This window comes from Agrobacterium sp. CG160-95 (assembly GCF_053521725.1).
The window spans coordinates 1-14256 of record NZ_JBNWDU010000005.1; the positions used below are offsets into that span (position 1 = coordinate 1).

Sequence of the window (14256 nt, forward strand, 5' to 3'; positions counted from 1 at the left end):
TGAAGAAGTCGAAATCGTCGGCATTCGTCCGACGTCGAAGACGACGGTTACCGGCGTTGAAATGTTCCGCAAGCTGCTCGACCAGGGCCAGGCTGGCGATAACATCGGTGCTCTGGTTCGCGGCGTTACCCGTGACGGCGTTGAGCGTGGCCAGATCCTGTGCAAGCCGGGTTCGGTCAAGCCGCACAAGAAGTTCATGGCAGAAGCCTACATCCTGACGAAGGAAGAAGGCGGCCGTCATACGCCGTTCTTCACGAACTACCGTCCGCAGTTCTACTTCCGTACGACTGACGTTACCGGTATCGTTTCGCTTCCAGAAGGCACGGAAATGGTTATGCCTGGCGACAACGTGACTGTTGAAGTCGAGCTGATCGTTCCGATCGCGATGGAAGAAAAGCTGCGCTTCGCTATCCGCGAAGGCGGCCGTACCGTCGGCGCCGGCATCGTCGCTTCTATCGTCGAGTAATTTCACGACGTTGAAATTCAGACCGGCGGCGGTGTTACCCACACCGCCGCCGGGCTTTTAGTAAAAAAGCCTGGCGGCGTTGCATTTTTAGTGCTTGAAAAATTCGGTGAAAGCGCGTAAACGCGCATTCACACTCACCCGCTGGATTCGCAAGCAATTGCGGAGCGCGGTGTTTTAGCAATACAGACTACTGAAATGATTGGGGTGCGACGCGCATCCCTCTCGATTTTTGAAAATCTGCGGCGCCACGATCAATAGAAGTTCATGTGTTTCCGCGTGCGGAAACGAATAACAAAGAACAAGGACAAGACGAATGAACGGCCAGAATATCCGTATCCGCCTCAAGGCGTTCGATCACCGGATCCTCGATGCCTCTACCCGTGAAATCGTGTCGACCGCAAAGCGCACCGGCGCCAGCGTTCGCGGCCCGGTTCCGCTCCCCACCCGCATCGAAAAGTTTACCGTCAACCGCTCTCCTCACGTTGATAAGAAGAGCCGTGAACAGTTCGAAATGCGGACGCACAAGCGTCTTCTCGATATCGTTGACCCCACCCCGCAGACCGTCGATGCTCTGATGAAGCTTGACCTGGCTGCCGGCGTTGACGTTGAAATCAAGCTCTAAGACTGGCCTGACCTCATCCAAGTGAGGGCCATATAACAAGGAAGGTACGTGGAGAAATCCAACGGCTTCCAATCCGGAGACCGGAAACATCGTGAGATGTCGAAGGGCACTCCTTAACAAAGGCCAAAAAGGGTTTTCCCTTCAAGGCTCGCAAGAGGATGAACCAATGCGTTCAGGTGTGATTGCACAGAAAGTGGGTATGACCCGCGTCTACAACGACGCTGGTGAACATATTCCAGTAACAGTATTGCGGATGGATAACGTACAAGTCGTTTCCCAGCGCACGGAAGACAAGAATGGCTACACCGCAGTTCAGCTCGGTGCCGGCCAGTCCAAGGTCAAAAACACGACGAAGGCGCTTCGCGGTCATTTTGCCGCTGCCAATGTCGAACCGAAAGCAAAGCTCGTCGAGTTCCGGGTTTCCCCCGAGAACCTGATCGATATCGGTGCAACACTGACCGCAACTCATTTTCAGGCCGGCCAGCTGGTCGACGTAACGGGAACCACGATCGGTAAGGGTTTTGCCGGTGCTATGAAGCGTCACAACTTCGGTGGTGGTCGCGCTTCGCACGGTAACTCCGTATCGCACCGTGCGCACGGTTCGACTGGTAACAACCAGGATCCGGGCCGCGTGTGGAAGGGCAAGCGCATGGCTGGTCATATGGGCCAGACGCGCGTTACGACCCAGAACCTCGAAGTCGTTTCGACCGATGAAGACCGTGGCCTGATCCTCGTTAAGGGTGCAGTTCCCGGTTCCAAGGGCGCCTGGATCATCGTCCGCGACGCCGTCAAGTCGGCCGCGAAGTAAGGGAGCCTTATCATGGAATTGAACGTCAAGACCCTCGAGGGAAAAGACGCCGGCAAGGTTTCTCTGTCGGACGAGATTTTCGGCCTCGATCCCCGTCAGGATATCCTGGCCCGTATGGTTCGCTGGCAGCTTGCAAAGAAGCAGCAGGGAACGCACAAGACCAAGACCCGTGCGGAAGTTTCCCGTACTGGTGCGAAGATGTACAAGCAGAAGGGTACGGGCCGCGCTCGTCACCATTCGGCTCGCGCACCGCAGTTCCGCGGCGGCGGCAAGGCCCACGGCCCGGTCGTTCGCAGCCACGCACACGACCTTCCCAAGAAGGTTCGCGCGCTTGCTCTGCGTCACGCCCTGTCTGCAAAGCTGAAGGCTGAAGATCTGATCATCGTCGATCAGCTCGTCGCGTCCGAAGCAAAGACCAAGGCTCTGCTGGGCAGCTTCGCTTCGCTTGGCCTGACCAACGCTCTCGTTATCGGTGGCGCAGAACTTGATGGCAACTTCAAGCTCGCAGCTCAGAACATCCCGAATGTGGACGTTCTGCCGGTTCAGGGCATCAATGTTTACGACATCCTGCGTCGTGGTAAGCTCGTGCTTTCCAAGGCTGCTGTAGAGGCTCTGGAGGAGCGGTTCAAATGACGGATCTTCGCCACTACGATGTGATCGTATCTCCTTCGATCACGGAAAAGTCGACGCTGGTATCCGAACAGAACCAGGTCGTATTCAACGTCGCCAAAAGCGCTTCCAAGCCTGAAATCAAGGCCGCCGTGGAAGCTCTCTTCGGCGTCAAAGTCACGGCTGTGAACACGCTTATCCGCAAGGGTAAGACCCGTCGTTTCCGTGGGTTCGCCGGTAAGCTGAAAGACGTCAAGAAAGCCGTCGTTACGCTCGCCGAAGGTCAATCCATCGACGTGTCCACCGGACTCTAAAGGTTAGGCCCAAGCGGGCAAAGACCCAAAAGGGAACAAGAATATGGCATTGAAAAGTTTCAATCCGACCACGCCAAGCCAGCGTCAGCTGGTTATCGTGGACCGCGCTTCGCTCTACAAGGGCAAGCCGGTAAAGGCTCTCACCCAGGGCCTCAGCTCCAAGGGTGGCCGCAACAACCAGGGCCGGATCACCGTCCGGTTCCAGGGTGGTGGTCACAAGCGGACCTACCGTCTGGTGGACTTCAAGCGTCGCAAGTTCGACGTTGAAGGCACCGTTGAACGTTTGGAATACGACCCCAACCGCACCGCGTTCATCGCGCTGGTTACGTATACCGACGGCGAACAGGCTTACATTCTCGCGCCACAGCGTCTCGCTGCCGGTGACAAGGTGATCGCCTCCGACAAGGCAGTGGACGTGAAGCCCGGCAACACCATGCCGCTTCAGTACATTCCGGTCGGTTCGATCATCCACAACGTCGAGATGAAGCCAGGTAAAGGCGGTCAGATTGCCCGCTCCGCCGGTACGTACGTCCAGCTCGTCGGCCGCGATGCCGGTATGGCTATCCTGCGTCTCAACTCGGGCGAACAGCGTCTGGTGCACGGCTCCTGCCTCGCATCGATCGGCGCAGTTTCGAACTCCGATCACGGCAACACTAACGACGGCAAGGCCGGTCGTTCGCGTTGGCGTGGCAAGCGTCCGCACGTTCGCGGCGTCGTCATGAACCCGGTCGACCACCCGCACGGTGGTGGTGAAGGTCGCACGTCGGGTGGTCGTCACCCGGTTACTCCGTGGGGTAAACCCACGAAGGGCAAGCGCACCCGTTCGAACAAGTCGACCGACAAGTTCATCATGCGTTCGCGCCATCAGCGCAAGAAGTAAGAGGAGAAGTCTCAAGTGGCTCGTTCAGTTTGGAAAGGTCCGTTTGTTGACGGCTATCTTCTCACTAAGGCTGAGAAGGTGCGCGAAAGCGGACGCAATGAAGTAATCAAGATCTGGAGCCGTCGCTCCACGATCCTGCCGCAGTTCGTCGGATTGACGTTTGGCGTCTACAACGGCAGCAAGCATGTGCCCGTCTCTGTCAATGAAGACATGGTCGGACACAAGTTCGGTGAATTCTCTCCGACCCGTACCTATTACGGTCACGGCGCGGACAAGAAGGCAAAGAGGAAGTAATCATGGCGAAGGCTAAGACCGAACGCCGGCTGAAGGACAATGAGGCTCAGGCCATTGCCCGTACGCTCCGCGTCAGCCCCCAGAAACTGAACCTGGTTGCCGCTCTTATCCGTGGCAAGAAGGTTGATCGCGCTCTCGCCGAGCTCGAATTCTCCCGCAAGCGCATCGCAGGGACCGTCAAGAAGACGCTCGAATCTGCGATTGCCAATGCGGAAAACAACCATGACCTCGACGTCGACGCTCTCGTCGTCGCCGAGGCCTATGTTGGCAAGTCCATCACCATGAAGCGTTTCCACGCTCGTGGCCGTGGTCGTGCATCCCGCATTGAAAAGCCGTTCTCTCACCTCACGATCGTTGTTCGTGAAGTTGAGGAAAAAGGGGAGGCCGCATAATGGGTCAGAAAATCAATCCGATCGGCTTCCGCCTCGGCATCAACCGTACCTGGGATAGCCGCTGGTACGCTGACACCGCTGAATACGGCAAGCTGCTGCATGAAGACCTGAAGATCCGGGCTTACCTGATCAAGGAACTCAAGCAGGCCGGTATCGCCAAGGTGGTCATCGAGCGTCCGCACAAGAAGTGCCGCGTTACGATCCATTCGGCTCGTCCGGGTCTCATCATCGGCAAGAAGGGCGCGGACATCGAGAAGCTTCGCAAGAAGCTTTCCGAGATGACCAACTCCGAAACGCACCTCAACATCGTTGAAGTGCGCAAGCCGGAAATCGACGCGACTCTCGTCGCTCAGTCGATCGCCCAGCAGCTCGAGCGCCGCGTGGCTTTCCGCCGTGCGATGAAGCGTTCGGTTCAGTCCGCAATGCGTCTTGGCGCCGAAGGCATCAAGATCACCTGCGGTGGCCGTCTCGGTGGCGCCGAAATCGCTCGTACCGAATGGTACCGCGAAGGACGCGTTCCGCTGCACACGCTGCGTGCGGACATCGACTACGGCACAGCTGAAGCGGAAACCGCGTTCGGCATCTGCGGCATCAAGGTCTGGATCTTCAAGGGCGAAATCCTTGAGCACGATCCGATGGCTTCTGAGCGTCGTGGTCTCGAAGGCGATGCTCAGGGCCCTGCAAGCCGTGAGCGTGGCGATCGTCCCGATCGTCGTCGCGAAAACGCTTGATTGACGCTGGCGAAAGATAAGCTCGGAGAAGTAAGAAAATGTTGCAGCCAAAGCGTACTAAGTACCGCAAGCAGTTCAAGGGACGCATCAAGGGCGTCGCCAAGGGCGGCTTTGACCTGGCATTCGGTGAATTCGGCTTGAAGTCGCAGGAACCGAACCGCGTGAACGCACGCGAGATCGAAGCGGCCCGCCGCGCGATCACGCGTTACATGAAGCGCGCAGGTCGTGTGTGGATCCGCGTATTCCCTGACGTTCCGGTAACGGCAAAGCCGACCGAAGTTCGTATGGGTAAGGGCAAGGGTTCGGTCGAATACTGGGCATGCAAGGTCAAGCCCGGTCGTATGATGTTCGAGATCGACGGTGTGTCCGAGGAGATCGCCCGCGAGGCGCTTCGTCTCGGCGCTGCCAAGCTCTCGGTCAAGACGCGCTTCGTACAGCGCATCGCAGAGTAAGGAGCAAGGCACATGAAAGCCGATGAAGTTCGCGGCCTCAGCGCCGACCAGCTCAAGGACAAGCTCGCCGATCTGAAGAAGGAGCAGTTCAACCTGCGCTTCCAGAAGGCGACTGGCCAGCTGGAGAAGTCCTCGCGCATCAACGAAGTCCGCAAGGACATCGCCCGCGTTAAAACCATTGCCCGCCAGAAGGCGGCAGAAGCCAAGGCCTAAGGAAAAATAATATGCCGAAACGCATTCTGCAGGGCGTCGTAGTGTCCGACAAGAACGAGAAGACTGTTGTAGTCCGGGTTGAGCGCCGATTCGCTCACCCGCTGCTCCAGAAGACCGTTCGCCGTTCGAAGAAGTACAAGGCACACGACGAAAACAATCAGTATAAGGTCGGCGATGTCGTTTCCATCGAGGAATGCGCACCGATCTCCAAGGACAAGCGCTGGACGGTCGTTTCCGCCCAGGCTTAATTTCATCAGAATCGCGCCAGGTCTCTTGTACTTGGCGCGAAATACTGTATGAAGCACCGCAAGGACGCTCGTGAATCGAGCGTCTTTTGCTTTGATGCGCACGGAAGGTCCTTCGGGAAACCACCCTGTCACGACATTTCCGCGCAAAAAAAGAGACATTCATAAGCTGGGGCAGGGGGCTCACTCGGGAGAGTTTGCCCAACCGTTCCGGTAACAACAAGAAGGCGACCTGACATGATTCAGATGCAAACAAACCTCGACGTGGCGGATAATTCCGGCGCACGTCGTGTCATGTGCATCAAGGTGCTGGGCGGCTCGAAGCGCAAATATGCTTCTGTTGGCGACATTATTGTCGTTTCCATCAAGGAAGCTATTCCGCGCGGCCGCGTCAAGAAGGGCGATGTGATGAAGGCGGTTGTCGTTCGCACCGCCAAGGACATCCGTCGCGCTGACGGCAGCGTCATCCGTTTCGATAACAACGCAGCCGTTCTTATCGACAACAAGAAAGAGCCCATCGGCACCCGTATCTTCGGACCGGTTCCGCGCGAACTTCGCGCCAAGAACCACATGAAGATCATCTCGCTGGCTCCGGAAGTACTGTAAGGAGCGTATGCGATGCAGAAAATTCGTAAAGGCGACAACGTTGTCGTATTGACCGGTAAGGACAAGGGCCGTACCGGCGAAGTAATCCAGGTTTTGCCGAAGGAAGATCGGGCCGTTGTGCGTGGCGTTAACATGGTGAAGCGTCACCAGCGCCAGACCCAGGCTCAGGAAGCTGGCATCATCAACAAGGAAGCGTCCTTGCACATCTCCAACATTGCCATCGTCGATAAGGATGGCAAGCCGACCCGCGTTGGCTTTACTGTTGTAGATGGCAAGAAGGTCCGCGTGGCCAAGCGTTCGGGAGAAGTGATCGATGGCTGATAAGTACGAGCCGCGTCTCAAGACGGAGTACGTTTCCCGTATCCGTGGCGCCATGCAGGAGAAGTTCTCCTACGCCAACGTGATGATGATCCCGAAGCTTGAAAAGATCGTGATCAACATGGGTGTTGGCGAGGCAACTGCCGACTCCAAGAAGCCAACCATTGCTGCCGGTGACCTGGCTGCGATTGCCGGCCAGAAGCCGGTTGTTACCCGCGCTCGCAACTCGATCGCTGGTTTCAAGGTTCGCGAAGGCATGCCGATCGGTGCGAAGGTTACCCTTCGTGGCGCCCGCATGTATGAATTCCTTGATCGCCTGGTCAACATCGCGCTGCCGCGCGTTCGCGACTTCCGGGGTCTGAACCCGAAGAGCTTTGACGGCCGTGGCAACTTCGCCATGGGCATCAAGGAACACATTGTGTTCCCTGAGATCAACTACGATAAGGTTGATCAGATGTGGGGCATGGACATCATCGTTTGCACGACGGCGACGTCGGACGACGAAGCACGGGCTCTGCTTACAGAGTTCAACTTCCCGTTCCGTCACTAACCGTAACGACGAGCGTAGAAAAGGAACTCCGATATGGCGAAAACAAGCGCAGTTGAAAAGAACAAGCGCCGCCGCAAGTCGGTCGCCCAGCAGGCCACCAAGCGGGCTGCACTGAAGGCGATCGTGATGAACCAGTCCCTTCCGATCGAAGACCGGTTCAAGGCCACTCTGAAGCTCGCTTCGCTGCCGCGTGACGGCTCGAAGACGCGTATCCGCAACCGCTGCGAAGTAACGGGCCGTCCGCGCGCGTTCTATCGCAAACTCAAGATGTCGCGTATCGCGCTTCGTGAGCTGGGCAATTCCGGCAAGGTGCCGGGCATTGTCAAGTCGAGCTGGTAAGGAGACGGGCACATGACCATGACTGATCCTTTGGGTGATATGCTCACCCGCATCCGCAATGGTGCTGCTCGCCGTAAGTCTTCGGTAAGCACGCCTGCTTCCAGCCTCCGCGCACGCGTTCTCGACGTGCTGCAGGCTGAAGGCTACATTCGCGGTTATTCCAAGGTCGATTTCGAAAACGGCAAGGCCGAATTCACGATCGAACTGAAGTACTACGAAGGCGCGTCCGTGATCCGTGAGATCGGCCGCGTTTCCAAGCCGGGCCGCCGAGTTTATGTCTCGGTTAAGTCCATTCCGCAGGTCGCGAACGGCCTCGGCATCACCATCCTTTCGACCCCGAAGGGCGTGATGGCCGATCACCAAGCTCGCGAACAGAACGTTGGTGGCGAGGTTCTTTGCTCGGTCTTCTAAGACCCGAGCACGGATCTCCATAACGAACAGACAGGATTGAACAATGTCTCGTATCGGTAAAAAGCCCGTTCAGGTTCCAGCAGGTGTTACGGCCAATGTCGACGGCCAGAAGGTCACTGCTAAGGGCCCGAAGGGTGAACTGTTTTTCGTCGCTAATGACGACATCCAGCTGAAACTCGAAGATAATGGCGTTTCCGTAACGCCGGCCAACAACACCAAGGAAGCTCGTTCGAAGTGGGGCATGTCCCGCACGATGATCGAGAACATCTTCAAGGGTGTTAAGGACGGCTACGAACGCAAGCTCGAAATCAACGGCGTCGGTTACCGTGCCGCCCTGCAGGGCAAGAACCTGCAGCTGGCTCTCGGTTTCAGCCACGATGTAGTTTACGAGCCTCCGGTCGGCATCACCATTGCCGTTCCGAAGCCGACGGAAATCATCGTTTCCGGCATCAACAAGCAGCAGGTTGGCCAGGTTGCCGCGGAAATCCGCGAATACCGTGGTCCCGAGCCCTACAAGGGCAAGGGCGTGAAGTACGCTGAAGAGCGTATCGTCCGCAAAGAAGGCAAGAAGAAGTAAGGATCACGCGAAATGGCTAGCAGGAAAGAAGCACTTGCACGTCGCGCGAGCCGTGTGCGCCGCCAGATCAAGGCGGTTGCCAATGGCCGCCCGCGCCTGTCGGTTCATCGCTCGTCGAAGAACATCTACGCTCAGATCATCGATGACGTTGCTGGCAAGACGCTTGCGTCTGCCTCCACGCTCGAAGCGGATCTGCGCGGCTCGCTCAAGACCGGCGCCGACGTTGCAGCAGCAGCTGTCGTAGGCAAGCTGGTTGCAGAGCGTGGCGTCAAGGCTGGCGTCAAGGATGTTGTATTCGACCGTGGCGCATTCATCTATCACGGCCGTATCAAGGCTGTGGCAGAAGCTGCCCGCGAAGGCGGTCTGAACTTCTGAGTGCTTGACCCTTTCGATTGTTCGCAATCGAGAGAAAGGGTCACGCACCACTCAAGATCCTGCAGCGTCCTTTGCGTGTCGGTTTCGACACGCGGCGCTGCAGTTTCCGCCCTGACAACGATCCGGGCGGAATTTCACCGGACCATGCGGGTCTCTTCATCGAGGCCGGTGGTCTTTTCGTTTGCCGTTCCACCCGTAAAAGAAAAAGGACAAGGACAATGGCACAGGAAAAAAGAGGTTCTCGCGACGACCGCCAGAACCGTGAAGAACGCGATAGCGAATTCGTCGACAAGCTGGTCGCGATCAACCGCGTTGCAAAGGTTGTTAAGGGTGGCCGTCGCTTTGGCTTCGCCGCTCTCGTCGTCGTCGGCGACCAGAAGGGCCGCGTTGGCTTCGGTCACGGCAAGGCTCGCGAAGTTCCGGAAGCCATCCGTAAGGCAACCGAGAGCGCAAAGCGCGATCTGATCTTCGTTCCGCTGCGCGATGGCCGCACGCTGCATCACGACGTTAATGGCCGTCACGGCGCAGGCAAGGTTCTGCTGCGTTCGGCCAAGGCCGGTACCGGTATCATCGCCGGTGGTCCGATGCGCGCTGTTTTCGAAACGCTGGGCGTTCATGACGTTGTGGCCAAGTCGACCGGTTCTTCGAACCCGTACAACATGGTTCGCGCAACGTTCGACGCTCTGAAGCATCAGGTTCATCCTAAGGACATCGCTGCACAGCGTGGTCTCAAGTATGCGACCCTTCAGTCTCGTCGTGCCGCTTCCGGCAACGCTTCTGAAGAATAAGGAGCTGGATCATGGCCAAGAAGACTACTGAAGCCAAAAAGACTGTTACGGTCGAACAGATCGGCAGCCCTATCCGCCGCCCGGCAATCCAGCGTCAGACGCTGGTCGGTCTGGGTCTCAACAAGATGCACCGTCAGCGCACCCTGGAAGATACTCCTGCGGTTCGCGGCATGATCCGTGCGGTCCAGCATCTCGTTCGCGTCGTTGACGAGAAGTGAGACGGAGTAACCTATCATGAAACTCAATGAAATCAGAGACAACGAAGGCTCCACCAAGGACCGTATCCGCGTAGGTCGTGGTATCGGTTCCGGCAAGGGCAAAACCGGTGGTCGCGGTGTGAAGGGTCAGAAGGCTCGTTCGGGCGTCGCCATCAACGGTTTTGAAGGCGGTCAGATGCCAATCTACCGTCGTCTTCCTAAGCGCGGTTTCAACAACATTTTCGCTTCCGAATTTGCTGTTGTATCGCTTGGTCGCATTCAGACCGCCATCGACGCCAAGAAGCTCGACGCTTCCGCAACGATCGATGCTGCTGCTCTCAAGGCTGCTGGCGTTATCCGTCGCACCAAGGACGGCGTTCGCATTCTCGCTGACGGCGAACTGACGAGCAAGGTTGCTTTTGAAGTTGCCGGCGCTTCCAAGCCTGCACTCGAAAAGATTGAGAAGGCTGGCAGCTCTATCAAGCTTCTCGCAGTTGCAGCTGAAGCCTCCGAGTAATATATAGACTTCAGACGCCCGGGGCATAGTCGCTCCGGGCGTTTGCGCTCCCTGGCTTATGGTGCTCTCGATTTAAATCGATTTATTGTGGCATCATGGCAAACTCTTCGCGGTGCAGCTGTTATGCGCGCCACATGCGGCATAAAGTGCCGCAGGGAGAGCCTCACAGTTCTTGAACTTCCTTGAGGGAGGGGATAGGACATAAAAAAACAGGGTGAGGCATGATGGCGGCGCAACGCCGTGTTCGTCCGAAGCCCGTTTTTGAACCGGTATTTTTAGACCTTTCCGCATTGGCCGGTTTCGCTGGCCGGCAAGGGTCATTCGGAGAAATTTATGGCTTCAGCAGCGGAACAACTGGCTTCGAACCTGAATTTTTCGACCTTCGCTAAGGCGGAGGATCTGAAAAAGCGTCTCTGGTTTACTCTTGCCGCACTTCTCGTCTACCGTCTTGGTACCCACATTCCGCTTCCGGGTCTGAACCCAGAAGCCTATGCGCAGGCCTTCCGTGGCCAGGCCAACGGTATTCTCGGTCTTTTCAACATGTTTGCGGGTGGCGCAGTCGAGCGTATGGCGATCTTCGCCCTCGGCATCATGCCTTACATCTCCGCTTCGATCATCGTGCAGCTCATGACCTCGGTCGTGCCTTCGCTCGAAGCGTTGAAGAAGGAAGGCGAAGCCGGACGCAAGATCATCAACCAGTACACGCGCTACGGCACGGTACTGCTTGGCACCCTGCAGGCCTACGGCATCGCTGTTGGCCTTGAGAGCGGCAACGGCCTCGTGGTCGATCCTGGCCTGTTCTTCCGTATTTCCACCGTCATCACGCTGCTCGGCGGCACGATGTTCCTGATGTGGCTTGGCGAACAGATTACCTCGCGCGGCATCGGCAACGGTATTTCGCTCATCATCTTTGCCGGTATTGCCGCAGGTCTGCCCAAGGCGCTTGCCGGCACGCTGGAACTCGGCCGCACCGGTGCGCTGTCGACGACGCTCATCCTCATGGTCGTTATCGTGGCAATCGGCGTCATCGCGCTGATCGTTTTCGTGGAGCGCGCCCAGCGCCGTCTGCTGATACAATATCCGAAACGCCAGGTCGGCAACCGGATGTTCCAGGGCGATACCTCGCATCTGCCGCTGAAGCTCAACACGGCTGGCGTTATTCCCGCGATCTTCGCATCCTCGCTGCTGCTTCTGCCTGCGACGGCTGCCGGCTTTGCCGGAAACACCAATCTGCCGGGCTGGGCAACCTCGATCATCGCGTCGCTGCAGCATGGACAGCCGCTGTTCATGGCGCTCTACGGCCTGCTCATCGCGTTCTTTGCATTTTTCTACACGGCTATCGTCTTCAATCCGAAGGACACGGCCGATAACCTCAAGAAGCACGGCGGCTTCATTCCGGGCATTCGTCCGGGCGAGCGCACCGCGGAGTACATCGATTACGTTCTGACCCGTATCACGGTTGTCGGCGCTGTTTATCTTGTCTTCGTGTGTATCCTTCCTGAGACACTTATCGCACGTACGGGCATTCCATTAGCCCTTGGTGGTACTTCGCTTTTGATCGTTGTCAGTGTAACTCTGGACACGGTTGCGCAAATTCAGGGACACCTGATCGCGCAGCAGTATGAAGGACTGATCAAGAAGTCGAAGTTGCGTGGAGGAAAGAGGGGACGATGAGACTGATATTTTTAGGTCCGCCGGGTGCGGGCAAGGGAACCCAGGCCAAACGCCTGACTGACAAGTACGGGATCCCGCAGCTTTCCACCGGTGACATGCTTCGCGCTGCGGTTAGCGCGGGCACGGAAATAGGCAAGCGCGCCAAGGCCGTCATGGACGCCGGCGGGCTGGTTTCCGACGATATCGTCAATCAGATCGTTTCCGAACGCATCGAAGCTCCGGACTGTGCCAAGGGTTTCATTCTCGATGGCTATCCGCGCACCGTTCCGCAGGCCAAGGCGCTTGCCGAGAACATGCACAAGAAGAATGTCGCCCTCGATGCCGTCATCGAACTGAAGGTGGACGAGGAGGCGCTGATTCGCCGAATCGAAAATCGCGTTGCAGAGACCATCGCTGCCGGTGGCACGGTTCGTTCAGACGACAATCCGGAAGCCTTCCGCAAGCGGTTGACGGAGTATCGCGAGAAGACTGCGCCGCTGTCGCAATATTACAGCGAGCAGGGCGAACTTGTGACACTGGATGGCATGGCTGATGTCGATGCCGTCACTGCGGCCATCGAACGGGTTCTGGAAAAGGCCTCGGCCTGATGGTTGGAGCGGGATGGTGAAAACCGCAGGCGGTTTTCCCGGCAAATCCTGTGCTCCTGATACGGCGTATCCTTTGGATCGCAAAAGAATCTTGGCGGAGCCGGTTGCTTTTTAGCGCTGATTCCGTTAAACACCGCGCCAACTCGCGACATCCCAAGCGACTGGCGCGGATTTCCCTTAAGGGAGGGAAATCCGGGTTCGGTCGTTTTGACTTGTCACGGACATCAATTTTGAACTGGCGGTCGTGTCGGCCGCTCGAATGGAATCACCACTTGCCGGATGGCAACTGGAACCAAGGAGAAAAGACGTGGCACGTATCGCTGGCGTCAACATCCCGACTGCAAAGCGCGTTGTTATTGCGCTGACGTATATTCACGGGATTGGTCCGAAATTCGCGCAGGAAATCATGGACAAGGTCGGTCTTCCGGCTGACAAGCGCGTTCATCAGCTTACGGATGCTGAAGTTCTTCAGATCCGCGAAGCCATCGACCGCGACTATCAGGTCGAAGGCGATCTTCGTCGCGAGACCTCGATGAACATCAAGCGTCTGATGGACCTCGGCTGCTACCGCGGCCTGCGTCACCGTCGTGGCCTTCCGGTCCGCGGTCAGCGCACGCACACCAACGCCCGCACCCGTAAGGGTCCGGCGAAGGCTATCGCTGGTAAGAAGAAGTAATTTTCCGGTTCTCCGGAAAGGAGAGGCTGGTGCGGTCTGCGCCAGCCTTTCTGAGTTTGGCGTGAAGCTCGGAAACGGGTCGAGCGCCGGTGTAGCCGCTGGTGTTACGGCGGTGAAGAGATCAATGAAAGGTATAAAATGGCCAAGGAAGCCGCACGCGTTCGCCGTCGCGAACGTAAAAATATCACGTCGGGCGTCGCGCATGTCAACTCGACCTTCAACAACACGATGATCACCATCACCGACGCACAGGGCAATGCTATTGCCTGGTCGTCCGCTGGTGCCAAGGGCTTCAAGGGTTCGCGCAAGTCGACCCCGTTTGCTGCCCAGATCGCTGCTGAAGATTGCGCGAAGAAGGCTCAGGAACACGGCATGAAGTCGCTTGAAGTTGAAGTTTGCGGTCCGGGTTCCGGCCGTGAATCGGCACTTCGCGCTCTGCAGGCTGCCGGTTTCATGATCACTTCCATTCGCGACGTGACGCCGATCCCGCACAACGGTTGCCGTCCGCGCAAGAAGCGCCGCGTCTGACGCGACCGTGGTTCGGAAATTCCGCCTTTCCTTCGGTCTGGCGGAATTTTCGTGTATCTGGCGTGTGCGCGTCGATTTCGATCGACG

At 57.4% G+C, this 14256-nt stretch carries 26 protein-coding genes; all 26 read left to right on the top strand.

Annotated features, from left to right (window positions below; translation table 11 throughout):
* Positions 1-466 (top strand): EF-Tu C-terminal domain-related protein (locus tag ACQZ63_RS17200; protein WP_448799334.1); only part of this gene is annotated, 466 nt, incomplete at its 5' end.
* A gap of 313 nt (positions 467-779) precedes the next feature.
* Entirely contained in the window at positions 780-1088 is a 309-nt protein-coding gene (gene rpsJ / locus ACQZ63_RS17205) for a 30S ribosomal protein S10 (RefSeq protein ID WP_003507767.1), read from the top strand.
* 166 nt (positions 1089-1254) lie between these two features.
* Positions 1255-1896, top strand: coding sequence for a 50S ribosomal protein L3 (gene rplC, locus ACQZ63_RS17210; RefSeq protein ID WP_003516149.1), 642 nt, complete (start codon positions 1255-1257; stop codon positions 1894-1896).
* 12 nt (positions 1897-1908) lie between these two features.
* Positions 1909-2529: a 50S ribosomal protein L4 gene (rplD, locus tag ACQZ63_RS17215; protein WP_003516147.1), complete on the top strand. Its 621-nt coding sequence runs from the start codon at positions 1909-1911 to the stop codon at positions 2527-2529.
* A complete protein-coding gene (locus ACQZ63_RS17220; protein ID WP_003495178.1) occupies positions 2526-2819 on the top strand; it encodes a 50S ribosomal protein L23 in 294 nt (97 codons plus the stop codon). Before rplD ends, ACQZ63_RS17220 begins: the two co-directional genes overlap by 4 nt.
* Positions 2820-2862: 43 nt before the next feature.
* Entirely contained in the window at positions 2863-3699 is an 837-nt protein-coding gene (rplB, locus tag ACQZ63_RS17225) for a 50S ribosomal protein L2 (RefSeq protein ID WP_003516146.1), read from the top strand.
* Positions 3700-3714: 15 nt separating this feature from the next.
* Positions 3715-3993 (top strand): 30S ribosomal protein S19, encoded by a 279-nt coding sequence (gene rpsS / locus ACQZ63_RS17230; RefSeq protein ID WP_003507772.1) that lies wholly within the window; start codon positions 3715-3717, stop codon positions 3991-3993.
* A gap of 2 nt (positions 3994-3995) precedes the next feature.
* Complete coding sequence (gene rplV, locus ACQZ63_RS17235; RefSeq protein WP_003495184.1) at positions 3996-4385, top strand: 50S ribosomal protein L22; 390 nt, start codon at positions 3996-3998, stop codon at positions 4383-4385.
* Positions 4385-5116 (top strand): 30S ribosomal protein S3, encoded by a 732-nt coding sequence (gene rpsC / locus ACQZ63_RS17240; protein ID WP_003516138.1) that lies wholly within the window; start codon positions 4385-4387, stop codon positions 5114-5116. The genes rplV and rpsC overlap by 1 nt, the downstream gene beginning before the upstream one ends.
* Before the next feature lie 38 nt (positions 5117-5154).
* Positions 5155-5568, top strand: coding sequence for a 50S ribosomal protein L16 (rplP, locus tag ACQZ63_RS17245; protein WP_003516136.1), 414 nt, complete (start codon positions 5155-5157; stop codon positions 5566-5568).
* Between the two features lie 12 nt (positions 5569-5580).
* Positions 5581-5781, top strand: a complete 201-nt coding sequence (gene rpmC, locus ACQZ63_RS17250) for a 50S ribosomal protein L29 (protein ID WP_003495193.1) — start codon at positions 5581-5583, stop codon at positions 5779-5781.
* A gap of 11 nt (positions 5782-5792) precedes the next feature.
* The gene (rpsQ, locus tag ACQZ63_RS17255) at positions 5793-6029 is read left to right on the top strand and encodes a 30S ribosomal protein S17 (protein ID WP_003495195.1); all 237 of its coding nucleotides are present in this window, start codon (positions 5793-5795) and stop codon (positions 6027-6029) included.
* 234 nt (positions 6030-6263) lie between these two features.
* On the top strand, positions 6264-6632 hold the full coding sequence (gene rplN / locus ACQZ63_RS17260) for a 50S ribosomal protein L14 (protein ID WP_003495199.1): 369 nt from the start codon (positions 6264-6266) through the stop codon (positions 6630-6632).
* Positions 6633-6644: 12 nt separating this feature from the next.
* The gene (gene rplX / locus ACQZ63_RS17265; RefSeq protein ID WP_003516133.1) at positions 6645-6953 is read left to right on the top strand and encodes a 50S ribosomal protein L24; all 309 of its coding nucleotides are present in this window, start codon (positions 6645-6647) and stop codon (positions 6951-6953) included.
* Complete coding sequence (rplE, locus tag ACQZ63_RS17270) at positions 6946-7500, top strand: 50S ribosomal protein L5 (RefSeq protein WP_003495201.1); 555 nt, start codon at positions 6946-6948, stop codon at positions 7498-7500. The genes rplX and rplE overlap by 8 nt, the downstream gene beginning before the upstream one ends.
* A gap of 33 nt (positions 7501-7533) precedes the next feature.
* Positions 7534-7839: a 30S ribosomal protein S14 gene (rpsN, locus tag ACQZ63_RS17275; RefSeq protein ID WP_003495202.1), complete on the top strand. Its 306-nt coding sequence runs from the start codon at positions 7534-7536 to the stop codon at positions 7837-7839.
* A gap of 12 nt (positions 7840-7851) precedes the next feature.
* A complete protein-coding gene (gene rpsH / locus ACQZ63_RS17280) occupies positions 7852-8250 on the top strand; it encodes a 30S ribosomal protein S8 (protein WP_003516131.1) in 399 nt (132 codons plus the stop codon).
* A 43-nt stretch (positions 8251-8293) separates the two neighbouring features.
* Positions 8294-8827, top strand: a complete 534-nt coding sequence (gene rplF, locus ACQZ63_RS17285) for a 50S ribosomal protein L6 (RefSeq protein WP_003516129.1) — start codon at positions 8294-8296, stop codon at positions 8825-8827.
* A gap of 12 nt (positions 8828-8839) precedes the next feature.
* Positions 8840-9202: a 50S ribosomal protein L18 gene (gene rplR, locus ACQZ63_RS17290; RefSeq protein WP_003516127.1), complete on the top strand. Its 363-nt coding sequence runs from the start codon at positions 8840-8842 to the stop codon at positions 9200-9202.
* A gap of 218 nt (positions 9203-9420) precedes the next feature.
* Positions 9421-9990: a 30S ribosomal protein S5 gene (gene rpsE, locus ACQZ63_RS17295; RefSeq protein ID WP_003516126.1), complete on the top strand. Its 570-nt coding sequence runs from the start codon at positions 9421-9423 to the stop codon at positions 9988-9990.
* Positions 9991-10001: 11 nt separating this feature from the next.
* Positions 10002-10208, top strand: a complete 207-nt coding sequence (gene rpmD / locus ACQZ63_RS17300) for a 50S ribosomal protein L30 (RefSeq protein ID WP_003495212.1) — start codon at positions 10002-10004, stop codon at positions 10206-10208.
* A gap of 16 nt (positions 10209-10224) precedes the next feature.
* Positions 10225-10704: a 50S ribosomal protein L15 gene (gene rplO, locus ACQZ63_RS17305; protein ID WP_003516125.1), complete on the top strand. Its 480-nt coding sequence runs from the start codon at positions 10225-10227 to the stop codon at positions 10702-10704.
* Positions 10705-11037: 333 nt separating this feature from the next.
* Positions 11038-12378 carry a preprotein translocase subunit SecY gene (gene secY, locus ACQZ63_RS17310; RefSeq protein WP_003516124.1) on the top strand — a complete coding sequence of 447 codons (1341 nt, stop codon included), beginning with the start codon at positions 11038-11040 and terminating at the stop codon, positions 12376-12378.
* Complete coding sequence (locus ACQZ63_RS17315; RefSeq protein WP_003516123.1) at positions 12375-12965, top strand: adenylate kinase; 591 nt, start codon at positions 12375-12377, stop codon at positions 12963-12965. The genes secY and ACQZ63_RS17315 overlap by 4 nt, the downstream gene beginning before the upstream one ends.
* Before the next feature lie 307 nt (positions 12966-13272).
* Positions 13273-13641 (top strand): 30S ribosomal protein S13, encoded by a 369-nt coding sequence (gene rpsM, locus ACQZ63_RS17320; protein ID WP_003516122.1) that lies wholly within the window; start codon positions 13273-13275, stop codon positions 13639-13641.
* A 138-nt stretch (positions 13642-13779) separates the two neighbouring features.
* Positions 13780-14169 (top strand): 30S ribosomal protein S11, encoded by a 390-nt coding sequence (rpsK, locus tag ACQZ63_RS17325; RefSeq protein WP_003495225.1) that lies wholly within the window; start codon positions 13780-13782, stop codon positions 14167-14169.
* Positions 14170-14256 lie beyond the last annotated feature (87 nt).